Genomic DNA, 16,919 nt, shown 5'->3' with positions numbered 1-16,919 from the left:
AGTAAAAGGTTTATTTAAGAGAATAAATAAGTGTTTTTCATTACCAAAGCCTCCAACTGATATTTCTCTTATTTTATTTCCTGATTTTAACTCACTATAGAGTATTTTTCTAATTCATTATTTAATTTAGATAAATTATTATTTCTTATAATTTTATTTAATTCTGTAATTTGCTGTTGTTTTTTTTATTATTTGTTTTTTTCATTAAAAATAATATACTGCCTCAAAATAATTATTTTTTACTCTTTTATTATATAATTATTTTTTATTTTGTAAAATATAATATTATGTTATAATTTACAAACATTGATTATATATGTTTTTATATACGTTTTGATGGAAAATATTATTTAAGGAGAAAATATTATATGAGTAATGAAAATAAATTAAACACTCTAATAGAAAGAAAAGATGTAAAAATAGATGATACTTGGGATTTGAGCTTATTATATAAAACTGATGAAGAGTTTGAGAAAGATTTTAAAATAATGGAAGAGTTTTCAAAAGATGTTTCAAAGTTTAGAGGAAAATTATCAGATTCGGCAAATGAATTAAAAAATATATTGGATACTATAATGAAAGCGTCTATAACTTTAGAAAAGCTAGGCTCTTATGCTTTTTTAAGACAAACAGAAGATTTAACTAACAATGATTCTAATGTTAAAGTTGCTAGATTTGCAAAACTCTCTTCAGAGATTTCTGCTAATATGAGTTATTTTGAACCAGAGTTAATGAGTATAGATGATGAAAAAATGAATAGTTTTTTAAAAGATGAGGTATTAAAAGACTATTTAATTTATTTAAATAAAATACTAAAATACAAACCTCATACATTATCAGAAAAAGAAGAGAGAATATTGGCACTTCAAAGCGAATTATCTTCAACTGCTTCTAATGTATTTGATACTTTAAATGATGCTGATTTAAATTTCGGAGAAATTGAACATGACGGAAAGAAAATACCATTAACACATGCAACGTTCTCTAGTTTTCAGGAAAGTGATAACAGAGAATTAAGAAAAAAGAGTTATGAACAATTTTATAAAGAATATAATGATCATAAAAATACTTTGGCAGAGCTTTATGCAAGTCAAATTAAACAGGATATATTTGATGCTAGAATAAGAAATTATAACAGCGTACGTGAAATGGAGTTATTCGGTGATGATATACCAGTGAGCGTTTATGATAGTTTGATTGAAAGTGTGCATAATGCTTTGCCTGCAGTACACAGCTATTATAAATACTGTGCGGATAAATTAGGAATTACTGATTTCAGACAGTATGACAAATATGCTCCAGTAGTAAAAGATATTAAAATAAATCATACATTTAATGAGGCAGTAGACGTTTTGAAAAATGCTTTATCTCCATTGGGCGATGAATATGTATCTACTCTTGTAAAAGGTCTTAATTCAAGATGGGTTGACAAATACGAGAATAAAGGTAAATCAAGCGGAGCATTTTCAGCAGGCTGCTATGTATCAGAGCCTTATATATTGATGAACTTCAGAGATGAAAGTATTGATTCAGTATTTACATTGGCACATGAGGCTGGACACAGTATGCATAGCTATTACAGCAGGAAAAATAATCCTTTTCAGCATCATGATTATACTATATTTGAAGCGGAAGTGGCATCTACTTTTAATGAAAAACTTTTATTTCATTATTTAATGCAAAATGAAAATAAAAAAGAAGTTAAAGCATTTTTACTTAATAAGGATATAAACGGATTTGTTGCTACAGTATTCAGACAGACTATGTTTGCAGAGTTTGAGCATATTATTCATAAAGAGGCTGAAGAGGGTAATCCTACAACATTGGAGCTTATAAGAAGCGTTTATAAAGATTTGCTTAAAAAATATTTCGGAGATAATGCTGTGCTTGAGGAGACAAGCGATTTAGAGGCTTTGAGAATACCTCATTTTTACCGTTCATTCTATGTTTATAAATATGCTACTGGTATGTCAGCTGCTGTTGCTTTATCTAATGGAGTGCTTGAAGGCAATGCTAAAAATGACTATACTAACAGAGATAATTATTTGAAATTCTTAAAAAGCGGGGGAAGCAGAACTCCTATAGAGAATTTAAAAGTTGCTGGTGTTGATATGACCAAACCAGAAGTAGTAGAAAGTGCTTTAAAACTTTTTGCTAAAGAGGTTGAAGAATTGAAGTCATTGAACTAATTAATTATTAGTTATTAAAATTGCAAAGGCTGGTATTGTATTTGATGCTAGCCTTTTATTTTAGGTATTGCATTTTTTTATTATATAGTATACACTGGTACGGTAAATAAATTTTAAGGAGAGGTTATGGAAGTTTCAGAAAAGAGCTGGGTTGTTACATTAATTTTAGCAATATTCCTTCCAGTTCATAGGTTTTATGTAGGAAAAATAGGAACAGGTATTTTATATCTGATTACATTAGGCGGATTTGGTATATGGTACATTATAGACATTGTAATGATAATATTAGACAAATTCACTGATAAGGAAGGTAGGAAATTAAAAAGATAATGTAAAAAAGTAATTGAAGGAGAGAGTTAATTATTTTGACTCTCTTCTTTTTATATACATATTTGAAGACTAATCAATATTATTTTTAATTGTCAAGCAAATGAAGTCTTTTTTCTATAGATATGCCATAGAGTCTGTCATCATTATCTTTTACTGATAGTTCAACAGCCTTATATATAAATTTTGTAGCTTTTTCTAATGCTTCTTTTATCGAATAGCCTTTAAGTATATATCCTAATAGAGAAGAACCGAAAGCGTCTCCAGTTCCCGGGATCATTATATTTATTTTAGGGTAATAGCTTGTAATGAAGTTATTATTCTCATAGCATAGGCAGCCTACATATTCATCTTTTGACACGCTTGTAACTATTACAGTCTTAGGTCCCATTTTTGAAATATCTTGAGCCATTTGTTTTACTTCATCTTCTGAGTATTTATTTGAAGGGTCTTTATCTAGTAATACAGCTAATTCAGTTATATTCGGTGTTATTATATCCGCATGCTTTATTATGTTCTTCATAGATGTAACATGCTCTTCTGACATAGAAGGGTATAATTTACCATTATCTCCGAGTATAGGGTCTATTAAAATAGTATCTATATTAAAATGTTTTATAATATCTATTACAATATCAGGCTGTTTTCCAGAAGATATCCATCCAACATAGAAGGCATCAAATTTTGGATTTCTTAATTTTAATTGTCCTATTATTTTTTCTAACTGCTCGGTTAAATCAAAAGCACAGAACGATTCAAAAGCAGTGTGATTTGAAAGCAGAACACTTATAAGCGGTGAAACTTTTATTCCAAAATATGATAATACAGGTATATTAACAGTTAAAGAAGCCTTTCCATACGAACATAAATCATTAAGAAGAAGTACATTAAAATCTTTTTTCATAATACTATTACTATTTAAATATTATAAGCGATTTACTGTCAGCAAGCACTTTGTATCCTGCAACCTGAGCAAAATAAGCAAACTGATCAAGAGTTATATCGTATCTATCTTCTATTTCTTCTTTGGTAACTTTCATTTTTTTAGTTCCAGACATAAAAGAATTAAGTTCAAATCCGCTGCTTCCAAATTTTCTCTCTACTTCTTTTTGAAACGGATTTTTTTTACCTCTTCTCATTTATTACTCCAAAAAGAATATTATTGTTTAGGATATCATATAATAAATTTTTTTTCAATTATAAATTTTATGAAAAAAACTATACATATTAATTTATGAATAGTTTTTTTAAATAATTTATTTATTATTGTATTATTGGTTAAGCACTTTGTTTTTTTAATGTAACAGTTCCGCCGCCGTCTGGTTTAGTATATACAGCCTGAGTTTTATCATCACTAAATACAATTTTATGTTCTTTGGTGGGATATCTTGAAGAGTATTGATATATTGTTAAAACATTTCCAGTAATTACAGGTGTATCATATTTGCTTAAAGTACTTAATGTTATTTGTCCTGCTGCAACAGTTAATGTTATAGTATTATCATCAGATACATATGTTCCAGTATATGTGCTGAATAAATCATGTTTTATCAATTTTTCATACTGAAGCTGATTATTTATCCAAGTATTTCCGTATATCAATTTATTATTATAGAAGTATAAGTCTTGTTTACTTGTAGTACCTCCAGACTGAGTATATGTTATTGTTAATATATTATCATTACTTAATTCTGCTTTTGAATAATTTATACCAAAGTTATCATCCATATATATTTGTCCTAAATCATTTATAATTATATAGTATTTTTTACTGTCATCGTAGTCATAATAGTAATAATTGGCAGAGTATGTTTTTAATCCATCTATAGGCTCTCCAATATGGGTGGAATATCCCTTTTGTGAGGAATAGTTTTCTTGTTTAAATACAGCATTTGCAAAAAGATAAATATTTCCATCTTCTCCAAAGTTTAAAGTATACATTTCATCATTCATATCATATCCTGAAACTGTGCCTGAAGTTTTTCCTACCGTATATATTTGAAGTTTATTTTCAAGCAATACTCTAGTAGCATCTATTAATGTTCCATATCCATTATATATTGCATTATTATCGATTATATATCGTACATTGAGGCTTCCGTCTTCATATACTCCATAATAAACACCATTATGATTTTGTAAAAATTCGTTTATTATAGAATTGTCTGTTGTCGCCTGTGGTTCTTTTGTTGTCTCTATAACATCACCGTTACCTACAATCTCTTCATCACTTAAAGGCTGTGTTGAATCTACAATAGATGCAGAACAGCTTATAAAAAATAATACAGATAATAAAACTATTAATATTGATGAAAATTTCTTAATCATAATATTTTCCTATTTGTTTAATTTGCAGATTGTTTTAGATTTTGTTTTCATATGATACATTATAAAGATATCGCAAGTATATAAAAAATCAATACAGAATGTATATTTTTTTGTAACTATATATTACTTTTTTATATAATTTTATTGTTTAGTGTAAATATATGAAAAAAATTATGTTTTTTATTTACAAATATTGACATTATTTTTTTTTATGTTATTATAATTGGCATACATAATTAAATACTCATGAGGGAGTAATTGGCGTAATTTCACGCGGCAAAGCCAACATCGCAGCTCTTAATTAGTAGAGTTTGGTTAGCCTTAATTAATGAGACTCAAGTATAAATAAATCTTTAAAGATTAGTTTAATATTTTTTAATGATTTATTTATACATGAGTCTTTTTTTATGCAATTTTAAAATTAATTAAATCAAAAATAATTAAATGAGAGGTAATTAATGAACGGTTTTTTAGGAAGCAAAGAAGATATTCTCAAAACCCTTAATGTTGATCCTAAAATAGGATTGAATGAAGAAGGGAGAAAGGCTAGTTTTGAAAAATATGGTGCTAATAGTTTTACCAAAGAAAAAGGTACTACATTACTGCAGAAAATATTAGAATCATTAAAAGAACCTATGATATTAATGCTTATATTTGCTGGTATTATAGCTGTAGCAGTTAATACAGTGGCATATTTTAATGGTGGACATGCTGATTTTTTAGAGTGCTTGGGTATATTTTTAGCTATAAGTTTGTCTATAACAATTACAATAGTTATGGAAGGTAAAAGTGCAAAAGCATTTGAGGCATTAAATAGCATTAATGAAGATATTAGAGTAAAAGTTGTAAGAGATGGAAATATAGAAATAATCAATCAGAAAGATTTGCTTGTAGGTGATATTGCTTTTATAGAAACAGGAAATAAACTTCCAGCTGACGGCAGATTATTAGAAAGTGTGTCTCTTAATATTGATGAGTCAGCATTAACTGGTGAAAGCGAACCAGTAGAAAAAGATGCAGAAGCTATACTTACAGATGAAAAAACTCCAGTAGCTGAAAGAATAAATATGGCTTATTCAGGCTCATTTGTTACTACAGGAAATGGTAAAATGGTAGTTACTTCTGTAGGCGATGCAACTGAATTTGGTAAAATAGCAAGAGAGCTTTCAAAAACAAAGAAAACTTCTACTCCTTTACAGGAGAAACTTGCTCTTTTAGGAAAAAGAATAGCTATGTTTGGTATAACAGCAGCTGCTATAGTATTTATTATTCAGGTTGTCAACTTTATAAGAACAGGTAATGCTAATTTTGATACTATATCTGAAGCATTCATTACAAGCATAGTATTGATTGTAGCATCTGTACCAGAGGGTCTTCCTACAATAGTTGCTGTTTCACTTTCCATAAATATAATAAAAATGGCAAAACAAAATGCTTTAGTAAAAAAGATGGTAGCATGTGAGACTATAGGAAGTGTTAATGTTATTTGTTCTGACAAGACTGGTACTCTTACAGAAAATAAAATGACATTAAATAAATTATTTGCTAATGGAGAATATATAGAACCTGAAAATATTAAAAATGAAAAGATTATAAAAAACTTTGCTATAAACTCCACAGCAGATGTTGATTATAAAGATAATCAGGCTAAATTTTTGGGCAATCCTACAGAATGTGCATTACTTGTGGCAGCAAGCAAGTCTGGCTTTAATTATAAAGAGATAAGAGAGAAATCAAAAATAATATATGAATATCCTTTCTCATCAGATACAAAAAATATGACAACAGTTGCAAAGATAGATAATGAAACTATTGTATTTACAAAAGGAAGCCCAGAAAAAATAATGGCTATGTGTACTATTGGAGAAGCTGAGAAAAAAGGTATTGAAGATGCAATAGAAAAATTCCAAAATGAAGCTAAACGTGTGATAGCATTTGCCCACAAAATAGTTGATGATAATGTTGAAAATGTTAGAGAAAAACTAGAAAGCAATATGATATATGATGGATTTGTAGCAATATCTGACCCAGTAAGAAAAGAAGTTTATGATGCAGTTGAGCAATGCAGAAGTGCTGGAATAAATATAAAAATGCTTACAGGTGATAATATAGTAACTGCTACTGCAATAGCAAGGGAATTAAAAATACTTAATGAAAACAGCATAGTTCTTGAGGCAAAAGATATTGACGCTATGGACGACAGCACATTAAAACAAAATTTAAGCAAGATATCAGTTATAGCCAGAAGCACTCCTACAGTAAAAATGCGTGTAGTTAATGCTATAAAGGAGATGGGAAATGTAGTTGCAGTTACAGGTGACGGTATAAATGATGCTCCTGCCATAAAGAATGCCGATGTTGGTGTTGCTATGGGTATAACAGGCACTGAAGTATCAAAAGAGGCTAGCGATATAGTTCTTCTTGATGATTCATTTGCTACTATTGTTAAAGCTGTACAATGGGGACGCGGAATCTATGATAATTTCCAGAGATTTATACAGTTTCAGCTTACAGTTAATTTGGCTTCTGTTGTAGTTGTTCTTATTTCTACATTAACAGGTTTGAAATCTCCTTTTTCTGCTATACAGTTATTATGGATAAACATAATTATGGACGGACCTCCAGCTATAGCTTTGGGATTAGAACCTATAAGAGATAATTTGATGAAGAGAATGCCTACAAAAAGAAATGCAAGCATTGTAACTAAAAAAATGATATTTAAAATAGTGTTCTCAGCAGCAGTAATGATTACATTATTTATGCTACAAAGCAAATTAAATATACTTAATGTTACAGAGGCTGAACAGTCTACTGTATTATTTGCTATGTTTGTAATGTTCCAGATATTTAATTCATTCAATAGCAGAGAATTGGGTTTTGACAGCGTATTTAAATATTTTTTGAATAACAAACTAATGCTTTTGAGTATGGGTGTTACTTTTATACTTCAAATACTAGCAACTCAGTATGCAGGAGGATTTTTCAATACTGTTCCTTTAAGTGTAAATACTTGGCTAAAAATTGTTGGAATATCATTAGTTGTTATTATAGCTGCTGAAGTTTTGAAAATATTTATAAGATTGTTTAAAAGATAATTGTGTTTAATGTTTATGTTTGAGTAAAATTGATTTGCAGTTATGGGAAATTATTCTCATAACTGCTGATTTTATTTTTGATATAAAAAGTTGATATTGTATTATTTTACATAATTAAAAAAATTGAGTTTTTATAGAAAAATTATTTTTAATACTTTAAAAGTATTGTAAAAAAATCCGAATTTATTTATAGTATATATAGAATAATAAAAAATAAAAAAGAACAGAGTATGAACTATAGTATTTATATTTTAGTATTTATATGTGTATTCGTTACACTACTTCTTATATTAAAGAAATTTTTCTTTGGCGGTAAAATGTCTAAAGGTTCTGATATAGATAAAGTTAATTCATTTATTTCAGAAGGAAAGAATGATATGGCCTTACTTAAGTTAAAAGATATTTTGGCTAAAGATAAATCAGGTACTAAAAGAGCAAAAATACATGCTATGATAGGCGATTGTTATGCTAATATGGAAGAGTATTCTTTTGCCATAGTAGAATACAGACATGCTATAGATGATGGATATAATACTCCAGAAACTATTTTATCATTGGCTAGAGCTTTGGATAAAATAGATAGAAAAGAAGAGGCTTTGGCTCAGTATCTTACTTTATTAAAAGAAGAAGATTATAAATTAATAGTTGATATAGAAATAGGTACTATATATTATAAAAATAGGCAGTATGATACAGCTATAAAATATTTTTCTGATGCTATAGATATACAGCCTAATAATTCTGAAGCTTTAAAATACAAGGCTTTTTGTTTTGTAAATATAGGTAATTATAATGAAGCTATATCTATTATGAGCAATGTATATAAAAAAATGCCTGATGACCCAATATTAAACTATAATTTGGGAAGGGCATATAAAGGCAGAGATGATTATAAAACAGCTATTAGATATTATTCTGTTTCTTATAAAGATAAAGAATATGCTGTAAAATCATTGTATGAAATGGGGCTTTGTTATCTTAAGCTTGAAAATATAGAATCTGCTATAAAAACTTTAGAAAAAGCTATAAATTATGAAAGTTATGATAAGGATTTGAATTTAGCTATACTTTATACTTTATCAGAATGTTATGATATAGTAGGCAATATCAATAAATCTATGGAAATATTAGAAGGCATCATAGTAATAGACCCTAATTACAGAGATGCTAATGAAAAACTTAATAATTATAAAGATTCCAGATACAGTGAAAATATTAAAAAGTTTTTCAAATTGGAAGGTGATGATTTTATCAATACAGCTTTAAAAATTACAGCAAGTATAGGTCTTATACCATATTCATTAAAAACTACAGATAAAAAGTATTTAATAGTTTTTGCTAAAGAAAGCAATAGTCCTCATTCTCCAAAAAAGATAATATATTTTAGGACATCTTACAGCCCTATATTTAATGATGAGCTTGTACATTTGTATGAGTATGCTGTAAATGCTAATATTGCTAATTCTGTACTTATAACATGTGCTATGATAAGTCCAGACGCTATAAGATATGCGGCTATGTCTAGGATAGATATAGTTGGAATAAAAAGGCTTGAAAATTTATTAGAAAAAGCTACTCTTACCAATTTGCCTGTAGGAGTTACTAGAACAGAAGAGAAGTTGAATTGGGTATTATAAAGTTTATTATTAAATATTACATAAATTATAAAGAGCAATAGATTTTATTCTATTGCTTTTATTTTTTTTATATTATAATATCTTATCATATTGCTGATTTATTATTAATGACAGGTTGAATTTCACAATGAAAAAGGTACAGGATTTTTATTTTAAAAAGGCTAAAGAGGAAAACTATAAAGCAAGAAGTGTTTTTAAATTGGAAGAGGCACAAAATAAATTTAAATTTATAAAATCATCTGATACAGTTCTTGATGTAGGCTGTTCTCCTGGGTCTTTTAGCCAGTATATGCTTAATAAAATATTAAAAACAGGCTCTGTTGTAGGGGTTGATATACTTCCTAATTCATTTTCTCATCAGAGATTTACTTTTATACTTGGCGATATAAAAGATATGGACTCTTCAAGTTTTAATAATACATTATTTGATGTTGTTGTAAGCGATGCTATGCCTAATACTACTTCAGACAGAGAAACTAATCATTTCAGATCGGTTTCTTTATGTAGGGCTATATTTAATTTGGCTAAAGAAGTATTAAAAGATGGAGGGCATTTTTTTATAAAGATATTTGACGGAAAAGATTTGCAGATGTTCAAGAAAGAATTATCCGAATATTTTGAGAGTGTAAATGTATTTAAGCCTAAAAGCTCAAGAGATGAGAGTAGGGAAGTGTTCTTATTTTGCAAAAATTTTAAAAAGATTATTTAATTAAACATAAGGATATAATAAAAATGAGAAGAGAATTTGCTTTGGTATTAGAAACTTATAATAATAATGTAGCTAAAGTTGAACTTCAAAGAAGTGCAAGCTGTGATGGATGTACTATGTGTTCTAAAGGTAAACCCATTGTACTTAGGGCTTTTAATAATATAAATGCTGGAAAAGGAGACAGTGTAGTTATAGAAGTAGAAGAATTAAAAAAGGGGACTAATTTTTTTGTTTATGTTATACCTTTGATATGTCTTATAGCTGGATATTTTATAGGAGTATATATAACCAAATTGACAAATATAGGACATGATATTGGACCTATATTTTCTTTTGCTGTATTTTTTATATATGTTATTTTTGGTATATTAAGATTAAAAAAAGATAATAAAATAATAGCTAATATTATTTGCAAGAATGACGTTATTGAAAACTATAGCAAATAATATTTTAAGGCTTTATAAATGAAAAAAATAATATCTACTGTAATAACAATTGTCTTGGTATCAATTATAACATATTTATTTATTTCTAAAGATAAACCTTATGAAGAATTTTATACTATAGGTAATGATGCTGTTTCCTCCGTCAATAAAATTACTGGTCTTAAAATTCACCCAAGAACAGATATATCAGATGAGGGCGACATAAAAATATTAACTTTTAATAAAGTAGATGATGTTCTTGCTTATAGTGTAAGATACGCTGATTATTTATGGAAAAATGAAGGTTATTATATTACAACAAATTATAAATTCGGAAAAGAAGATTACGGAAAAGTAGAATTAGCTAAAAATTCTTCTGAAGCTGGTAAGGTTATTAGAATAAATGTTGATTGCAATACTAACAATTCTTTTACAGTTATTTTAAGTTTAATTAATGGAAGTTTAATAATGAGAAATACTAATGAGTAATAATATTATTATTAATTTTATTATTACTCATTTTATTAATTTTATATATTATCCATATTAAAGTTTAGCCAATATCCAAGCTCTTTAAATGATGTTTTCTCTTCATCTCTCTCAAATTTTATGTCGCCGCTTTTGTATTTTTGAAGTATTTTATAAAAAATGTTTTCAAATGTGTTTCTGTCTATAGGCATATCATTGTTTGATAAAAATTTTATATCTCTAAGAAGATCATAAGTTATAAACGGATTTCCAGTATTGTATAATTCATTTAATGCTGTTTTTATATTGTCTCCTATTAAATTTGATATACCGCTGTTTGATATAAATATTCCTGCATTTCTAGCATCTTTCAAATTTTCTGAAACTTCATCGTATGCATCGCGTCCCCTTTCAGTAATTTTTTCTCTAAGTATAGGAGAAGCCATAGCTCCCATTATTCTTCTGTAGTCATAGTCTGGGGTTATGCTATTTAAATTAAAATATGTAAATAGTTTTCTATATTCTGGATATATTTGATGCATTAAAGTATCTAGTTTTTTTATATCCTCTTCAAATAAACTGTCTGCTAATTTATCCCTTATATCTGAAGTTAAATCTTTTAAATACATTGTATAAATTGTAGCTTTATCTAAATTATCATAAACTTCGGATATTTGAATTTGATTTTTAAACTCATGATTTTCTTTAATCATATGAACTTTGAAATATATATCAGCTGCTATATTATCTACTAATATACCTTCTACATAATTTTTTTCTATTTTGGTTGATTTTATTTCATGTTTGAAAATATTTATATTAATATCTCTGTATTCAGAAGCAGCAAGATTAAATATAAAATAGTTTATAATATAAAGTTTAGTAAACACATCAACCTTAGCTTCTTTCTCATAAAAATATCTGGCATTATGATGTTCTGGTTTATTGCTTATAGATTTTTCTAGTGTTTTTAAAAACTCTTTATGGGCATCATCTACAAAAGAAACATTTTTATCTTTTACTAATAGTCTTGCATAATGGAAAGACTGCTCAGCATACTGCATATTTTTTATAGGTTCAAGCCTTGATACATCTTCAAAGAACCAGCCGCATGAAGTATATGAGAATAATGAATATTTATAAGATTCCATTAAAAATACAAACTCTTTAAATGATATATATTTGCTGCATATTTCGTATAAATCTTTTGCATCTATGTCATTATATATAGCACGTACATATTCTTCTCTTAAAGAATTTCTAGTGTCATCGGTGAAATCTAAAAATTCAGCAAATAATTTATCCTGCATTTTTCTTAATATATCGAAAGCATCACGCAAAGGACCTCTCCAAGATAAATCAAGTCCTTCCCAGCCTCCGCAGCCGCAGTTGCTTCTCCATCTTTCTACACCATGTGAACAACTCCAAGATGTTCCTCTTTTTCCAGTACCTTCATGAAGTATAACCTCTTCCATAGGAGGATACATACTTAAATAATGTTCATAATTAGTAGGAGTAATATTGTCATAGTATACATTTTCTTTAAAATATCTTGCCAAGCACATATCAGCAAATGGCTCATGATGTCCGTATGTTTCACCGTCAGTTGCTATATTAACGAGTCTTCTCTCTCCGTATGCATTTCTTATTCTCTCTGCTAGTTTATCCGAAGATGTAAGTAAATGTTCAAATGCTATGGACTGAGATATGTAATGATCATAGAAAAATACAGCAACTCTTTTTCCATTATGTCCGTAAAGCCAATAAGGTTTTGATGTGTCAATTTTGGCACCTGAAACATCTGTAGTGGTGATATTTTTTACATAATGTGCCTGATAAGGAGATAGTATTGTAAATTTAACTCCGCAGTCATATAAAGCATCAACTACGTCCAAATTTATAGCAGTTTCTGAAAGCCACATACCGCTGGATTTTCTCCCGAAATATTTTTCAAAGTTATATAATCCCCATTTTATCTGCACTCTCATATCTTCTTTTTTTGCTAGCGGAAGTATTATATGATTGTATACCTGAGCAATAGCATTACCGTATCCTAGTCTTGCTATGCTTTTTTTATCTGCCTCTAATATTCTTTTTAATAGGTCTTCTCTTGTTTTTGCTATATAATCAATAAGTGTAGGTCCGAAATTAAAACTAATATATTCGTAGTTATTGGACATATCAGTTATTCTGCCGTATCCGTCTAATATTCGGGAATATGCATTAGGACTGTAGCATTCATTTGTTATTCTTTCATTCCAATCATGAGCTGGAGCTGCACTTGCTTCCTTCTGTATTTCACCCAGAAAAGGATTTTCTCTAGGTGGCTGGTAGAAGTGTCCATGCAGTATTAAATATCTCATAATTTGTCCTGTAAAAATAAAAATAAAGTAGATTTAATGATTATAAGTAATTTATATATATTTGCAAGATTTTTTTATATTATATCAAAATTTTTTATTTCTAAATTTGATTATACTTGACTTTTAATTACAGTCTAATATAATATGTTATAGGTAATAATATAACTTTGAAGGAGCCGTTATGAAGAGGGTAGTATTAGTAGCATTATTTTTATTGATATTTAGCACATTTATATATGCTGTAGATAAAAAATATATACCTAATAATGCTGACAGTGTTTTTTCCTTAAATGCAGATACTCTTGCTCAGAAATCTGAAATTAATTTGCAGGAGCTTTTAAATAAATGGTTTATGCAGAAATATGCTGACAGATATTTAGAATATAGAGATGATGAGTTCGTAGCTGAGGTTATGACTAATAGATTAAATGATTATATTGATTTTTCTAAAACAGCAAGAGTGGTTTTCTTCAATGGATATCAGCAAATGTCTATAATGCTTGATGTGAAAGATATTACTGAGCTTGATAAATTAATGATTAAAATGTCAAGCCAAGAAGATAAACTTGTTTCTATAGCGGATAATGCTGCATACAGATATTTAGCTTTAGATGAATATAATTTAATATCTTGGAACAGTGAAGTATTCACAATTAATTTGAAGTTAAAAGATAATTATTGGTATAATGAAGACTTAAATAAAGATTATATAACAAATATAGCTAATTACATATTTCTTAATAATACCCCTTTAGATAATGAAACTTTTTTGTCATTAGAAAATGAGACTAATGATGCTTATGTTTGGGCTAATTTATCAATATTGGCTGATGATACTTCAGACTTTGCTAGATTTTTATTTGGAAGAAGTTATGACGGCATACCAAGAGATAGTTATAAAGATGCAATTCTTACTACAAAAATGAATTTTAATAACGGCGAAGCAAATGTAATGGTTGATAGTTATACTCCTAATTATCCTTATGATGCTTCTCTTTTGAAAAAACAGTTAGCTGATAATATATACAGTTTTGCTAATGGTGAAAATAATTACGGTTTTCTTTCTTTGGCATTCAACAGCAAGGAACTTGCAAATCATATGAGAAATATTATGGGAGATATTAATAATCTTCCATTTGAAGAAGAATTAAAAGTTTTGGAAGAATATGGAATTGACATTTATAAGTTTATAGAACTTTTAGGCGGGGATATATTTGTATCTGTATGGGATAATCCTGATAATATTACAGACCCAAATATACTCGCTTCTGTTTCGATAACTGATGCAAGTTCTGTTGAAATAATACTTGATGCTTTATCTGAAGATTCTACTGATGATATTTATACTATTGGCGGATATTTATGCTATATAAAAGATTCTATATTATATATTTCAAGTAGTTCTGATATTATAGATTCTATTATTAATGGAGAGCTTCCTGCTTCATCAATAGCTGCTGATAAACTTGAATTAGCAAAAAATAATACTATGTCTTTATATTTAGAGTTTAATCCTAATTTATCCTTGTATGGAATAGGTGATGACTATACTGAGGCATTTGAATATGTTTATTTTACTTCTAATATATTGGAGAATAACCATACTCAAATGATTTTTAAAATTAATACAAGAGATAAAGAAAGAAATTCACTTTATATAATAAAATCCTTTTTTGGATTAGAATAATATTATATTTTATAATATGAGATTAGATGAATATGTTTATAAAGAGGGATACACAGAAAGCAGGTCTAAAGCACAGGATATAATACTTGCAGGCTGTGTATTTGTAAACGGAGTAAAGGTAACTTCCAAGTCTCAAAAAATAAAGGATACAGATAATATAGATGTGGTTCAGAATATAAAATATGTATCTAGGGCTGGAGATAAACTTGAAAAGGCATTTTCTGTATTTGATATATCGGTAGAAAATAAAATATGCTTAGATATTGGCGCCTCTACTGGAGGGTTTACGGACTGTCTTCTTCGCTATGGGGCTAAAAAAGTTTATGCTTTAGATGTTGGGCATAATCAGCTTGTTTATAAACTTCGTTCTGATAATAGGGTAGTTTCTATAGAAGATTTTAATGCTAAAGATATTAAAAGAGAAATGTTTAATGATGAGATACCTTCTGTTGTAGTAAGCGATGTTTCTTTTATATCAGTATCTAAAATAGCTCCTGTCATATTTAAAGAATTAAATGATTTAGAGTTTTGGGTTAGTTTGATAAAGCCTCAGTTTGAAGCAGAACGCGGAGATGTATCAAAGGGAGGCATTATTAAAGATGATATTTTAAGAGATAAAATAGTAAATAATGCTATTCATAGGATTACTAACTCTGGATTTAAAGAGATAAACAGAACAGTATCTCCTATAAAAGGCTCTAAAGGCAATATAGAATATTTAGCACATTTTGTTATTTAATTATTTTCTATTTTATATGAGTTTCTTTGTTTGTATATATCATATTCTTTATAAAACTCATCTACATTATTAACTACCAAATAACCTCCGTCTAGTATATTTAATGCCTTTATTTTTTTCAAATCGTCTTCTATATTTGGTTTATATTCTATACCTATCATAGAACATATATCATTTATATTATATTGAAAACTTATTCTACTTAGACTTTTAAATAATAATTCATTTTTTATTAATGCTTCTATAATGATTACGAATTTACTTACTATATTATTAGCTTTAAATGCTCTTATTCTTGATATTGTACCATATATTCTCATACTCATTACTTTTACAAAATATAATCTGAGATTTCTGTCTGATTGTACCAAATTAACAGCATCTTCTTTTTTTATTAATTCTACTATTGAGTCATGAAGCACTATTGCTGTTGTTAAAAGTAATTTATTTTTTGAAATCGGAGAATATCCGTTAAGAACATCATTTGTAGAGAGTACTCTTCTTGTAACCTGCTTATTATCAAATATATTATATACTCCAATCTGTCCGTACTTTATAACATATAGATAATCACTCGCCTGAAGTTCTGTATAAAGACAAGCTCCTTTCTTATATTTGTATATATTGTCTTCAATATTTTCTGCTTCTTCTATAGGTTTTATATTCCCAAATAGATTATTAAGTTCTTTTATTTTATCATCATTATTTGGATATAATTCAGCGTATTTTTTATATAGTTTATAAGCAGCATCTTTAAATCCATTTTTAGAATATATTTTACACATTTCTATTATGTTGATATTACTCATTCTATTTCTGTGACTGTTGTAATATGGATTGTTTTCTTATTTAGAAAATAATAATACCTGTTAAGCCATCTTTCTATATTAATTAAAAGATAATCATATATTTTATTAATAAGACTTACATTATCTATTTTTTCTATTTCATT

Annotated in this window: 14 protein-coding genes; 9 read left to right on the top strand and 5 right to left on the bottom strand. The window is 27.8% G+C overall.

Features of this window, described 5'->3' with window-relative positions; translation table 11 throughout:
* The first annotated feature begins 368 nt into the window (after window positions 1–368).
* Complete coding sequence (gene pepF / locus KQ44_RS04875) at window positions 369–2,189, top strand: oligoendopeptidase F (protein ID WP_096736462.1); 1,821 nt, start codon at window positions 369–371, stop codon at window positions 2,187–2,189.
* A gap of 126 nt (window positions 2,190–2,315) precedes the next feature.
* A complete protein-coding gene (locus KQ44_RS04870) occupies window positions 2,316–2,519 on the top strand; it encodes a TM2 domain-containing protein (protein WP_096736461.1) in 204 nt (67 codons plus the stop codon).
* Between the two features lie 85 nt (window positions 2,520–2,604).
* On the opposite strand, the gene KQ44_RS04865 is transcribed toward KQ44_RS04870, so the two are convergent.
* The 3 genes from KQ44_RS04865 to KQ44_RS04855 all read right to left on the bottom strand — a co-directional run bounded on the left by KQ44_RS04865 (window position 2,605) and on the right by KQ44_RS04855 (window position 4,844).
* Entirely contained in the window at window positions 2,605–3,420 is an 816-nt protein-coding gene (locus tag KQ44_RS04865) for a pyridoxamine kinase (RefSeq protein ID WP_096736460.1), read from the bottom strand.
* Window positions 3,421–3,430: 10 nt separating this feature from the next.
* Window positions 3,431–3,655, bottom strand: coding sequence for a hypothetical protein (locus KQ44_RS04860; protein WP_096736459.1), 225 nt, complete (start codon window positions 3,653–3,655; stop codon window positions 3,431–3,433).
* Between the two features lie 139 nt (window positions 3,656–3,794).
* Window positions 3,795–4,844, bottom strand: coding sequence for a hypothetical protein (locus KQ44_RS04855; RefSeq protein ID WP_096736458.1), 1,050 nt, complete (start codon window positions 4,842–4,844; stop codon window positions 3,795–3,797).
* A 458-nt stretch (window positions 4,845–5,302) separates the two neighbouring features.
* Between KQ44_RS04855 and KQ44_RS04850 the strand changes: the two genes are divergently transcribed.
* The 5 genes from KQ44_RS04850 (at window position 5,303) to KQ44_RS04830 (ending at window position 11,199) form a co-directional block, all read left to right on the top strand.
* On the top strand, window positions 5,303–7,939 hold the full coding sequence (locus tag KQ44_RS04850; RefSeq protein ID WP_096736457.1) for a calcium-translocating P-type ATPase, PMCA-type: 2,637 nt from the start codon (window positions 5,303–5,305) through the stop codon (window positions 7,937–7,939).
* Window positions 7,940–8,169: 230 nt separating this feature from the next.
* The gene (locus KQ44_RS04845; RefSeq protein WP_096736456.1) at window positions 8,170–9,576 is read left to right on the top strand and encodes a tetratricopeptide repeat protein; all 1,407 of its coding nucleotides are present in this window, start codon (window positions 8,170–8,172) and stop codon (window positions 9,574–9,576) included.
* A gap of 127 nt (window positions 9,577–9,703) precedes the next feature.
* Entirely contained in the window at window positions 9,704–10,285 is a 582-nt protein-coding gene (locus KQ44_RS04840) for an RlmE family RNA methyltransferase (protein ID WP_096736455.1), read from the top strand.
* Between the two features lie 23 nt (window positions 10,286–10,308).
* Window positions 10,309–10,731: a SoxR reducing system RseC family protein gene (locus KQ44_RS04835; protein ID WP_096736454.1), complete on the top strand. Its 423-nt coding sequence runs from the start codon at window positions 10,309–10,311 to the stop codon at window positions 10,729–10,731.
* Window positions 10,732–10,749: 18 nt separating this feature from the next.
* Window positions 10,750–11,199: a hypothetical protein gene (locus tag KQ44_RS04830; protein ID WP_096736453.1), complete on the top strand. Its 450-nt coding sequence runs from the start codon at window positions 10,750–10,752 to the stop codon at window positions 11,197–11,199.
* 41 nt (window positions 11,200–11,240) lie between these two features.
* On the opposite strand, the gene KQ44_RS04825 is transcribed toward KQ44_RS04830, so the two are convergent.
* On the bottom strand, window positions 11,241–13,541 hold the full coding sequence (locus KQ44_RS04825; RefSeq protein WP_096736452.1) for a DUF3536 domain-containing protein: 2,301 nt from the start codon (window positions 13,539–13,541) through the stop codon (window positions 11,241–11,243).
* A 181-nt stretch (window positions 13,542–13,722) separates the two neighbouring features.
* Between KQ44_RS04825 and KQ44_RS04820 the strand changes: the two genes are divergently transcribed.
* Together KQ44_RS04820 and KQ44_RS04815 are read left to right on the top strand one after the other, a co-directional pair.
* A complete protein-coding gene (locus KQ44_RS04820; RefSeq protein WP_096736451.1) occupies window positions 13,723–15,228 on the top strand; it encodes a DUF4836 family protein in 1,506 nt (501 codons plus the stop codon).
* 16 nt (window positions 15,229–15,244) lie between these two features.
* Entirely contained in the window at window positions 15,245–15,967 is a 723-nt protein-coding gene (locus KQ44_RS04815) for a TlyA family RNA methyltransferase (RefSeq protein ID WP_096736450.1), read from the top strand.
* Here the strand turns inward: KQ44_RS04815 and KQ44_RS04810 are convergent.
* A complete protein-coding gene (locus tag KQ44_RS04810; protein ID WP_240516484.1) occupies window positions 15,964–16,776 on the bottom strand; it encodes a cyclic nucleotide-binding domain-containing protein in 813 nt (270 codons plus the stop codon). The two genes, KQ44_RS04815 and KQ44_RS04810, sit on opposite strands and share 4 nt — an antisense overlap.
* Between the last annotated feature and the right edge of the window lie 143 nt (window positions 16,777–16,919).

The organism is Brachyspira sp. G79 (assembly GCF_002379365.1).
Classification (GTDB): domain Bacteria; phylum Spirochaetota; class Brachyspiria; order Brachyspirales; family Brachyspiraceae; genus Brachyspira.
Note: the sequence above shows the minus strand (reverse complement) of the source record. Positions and strands in the feature narration are given on the sequence as shown.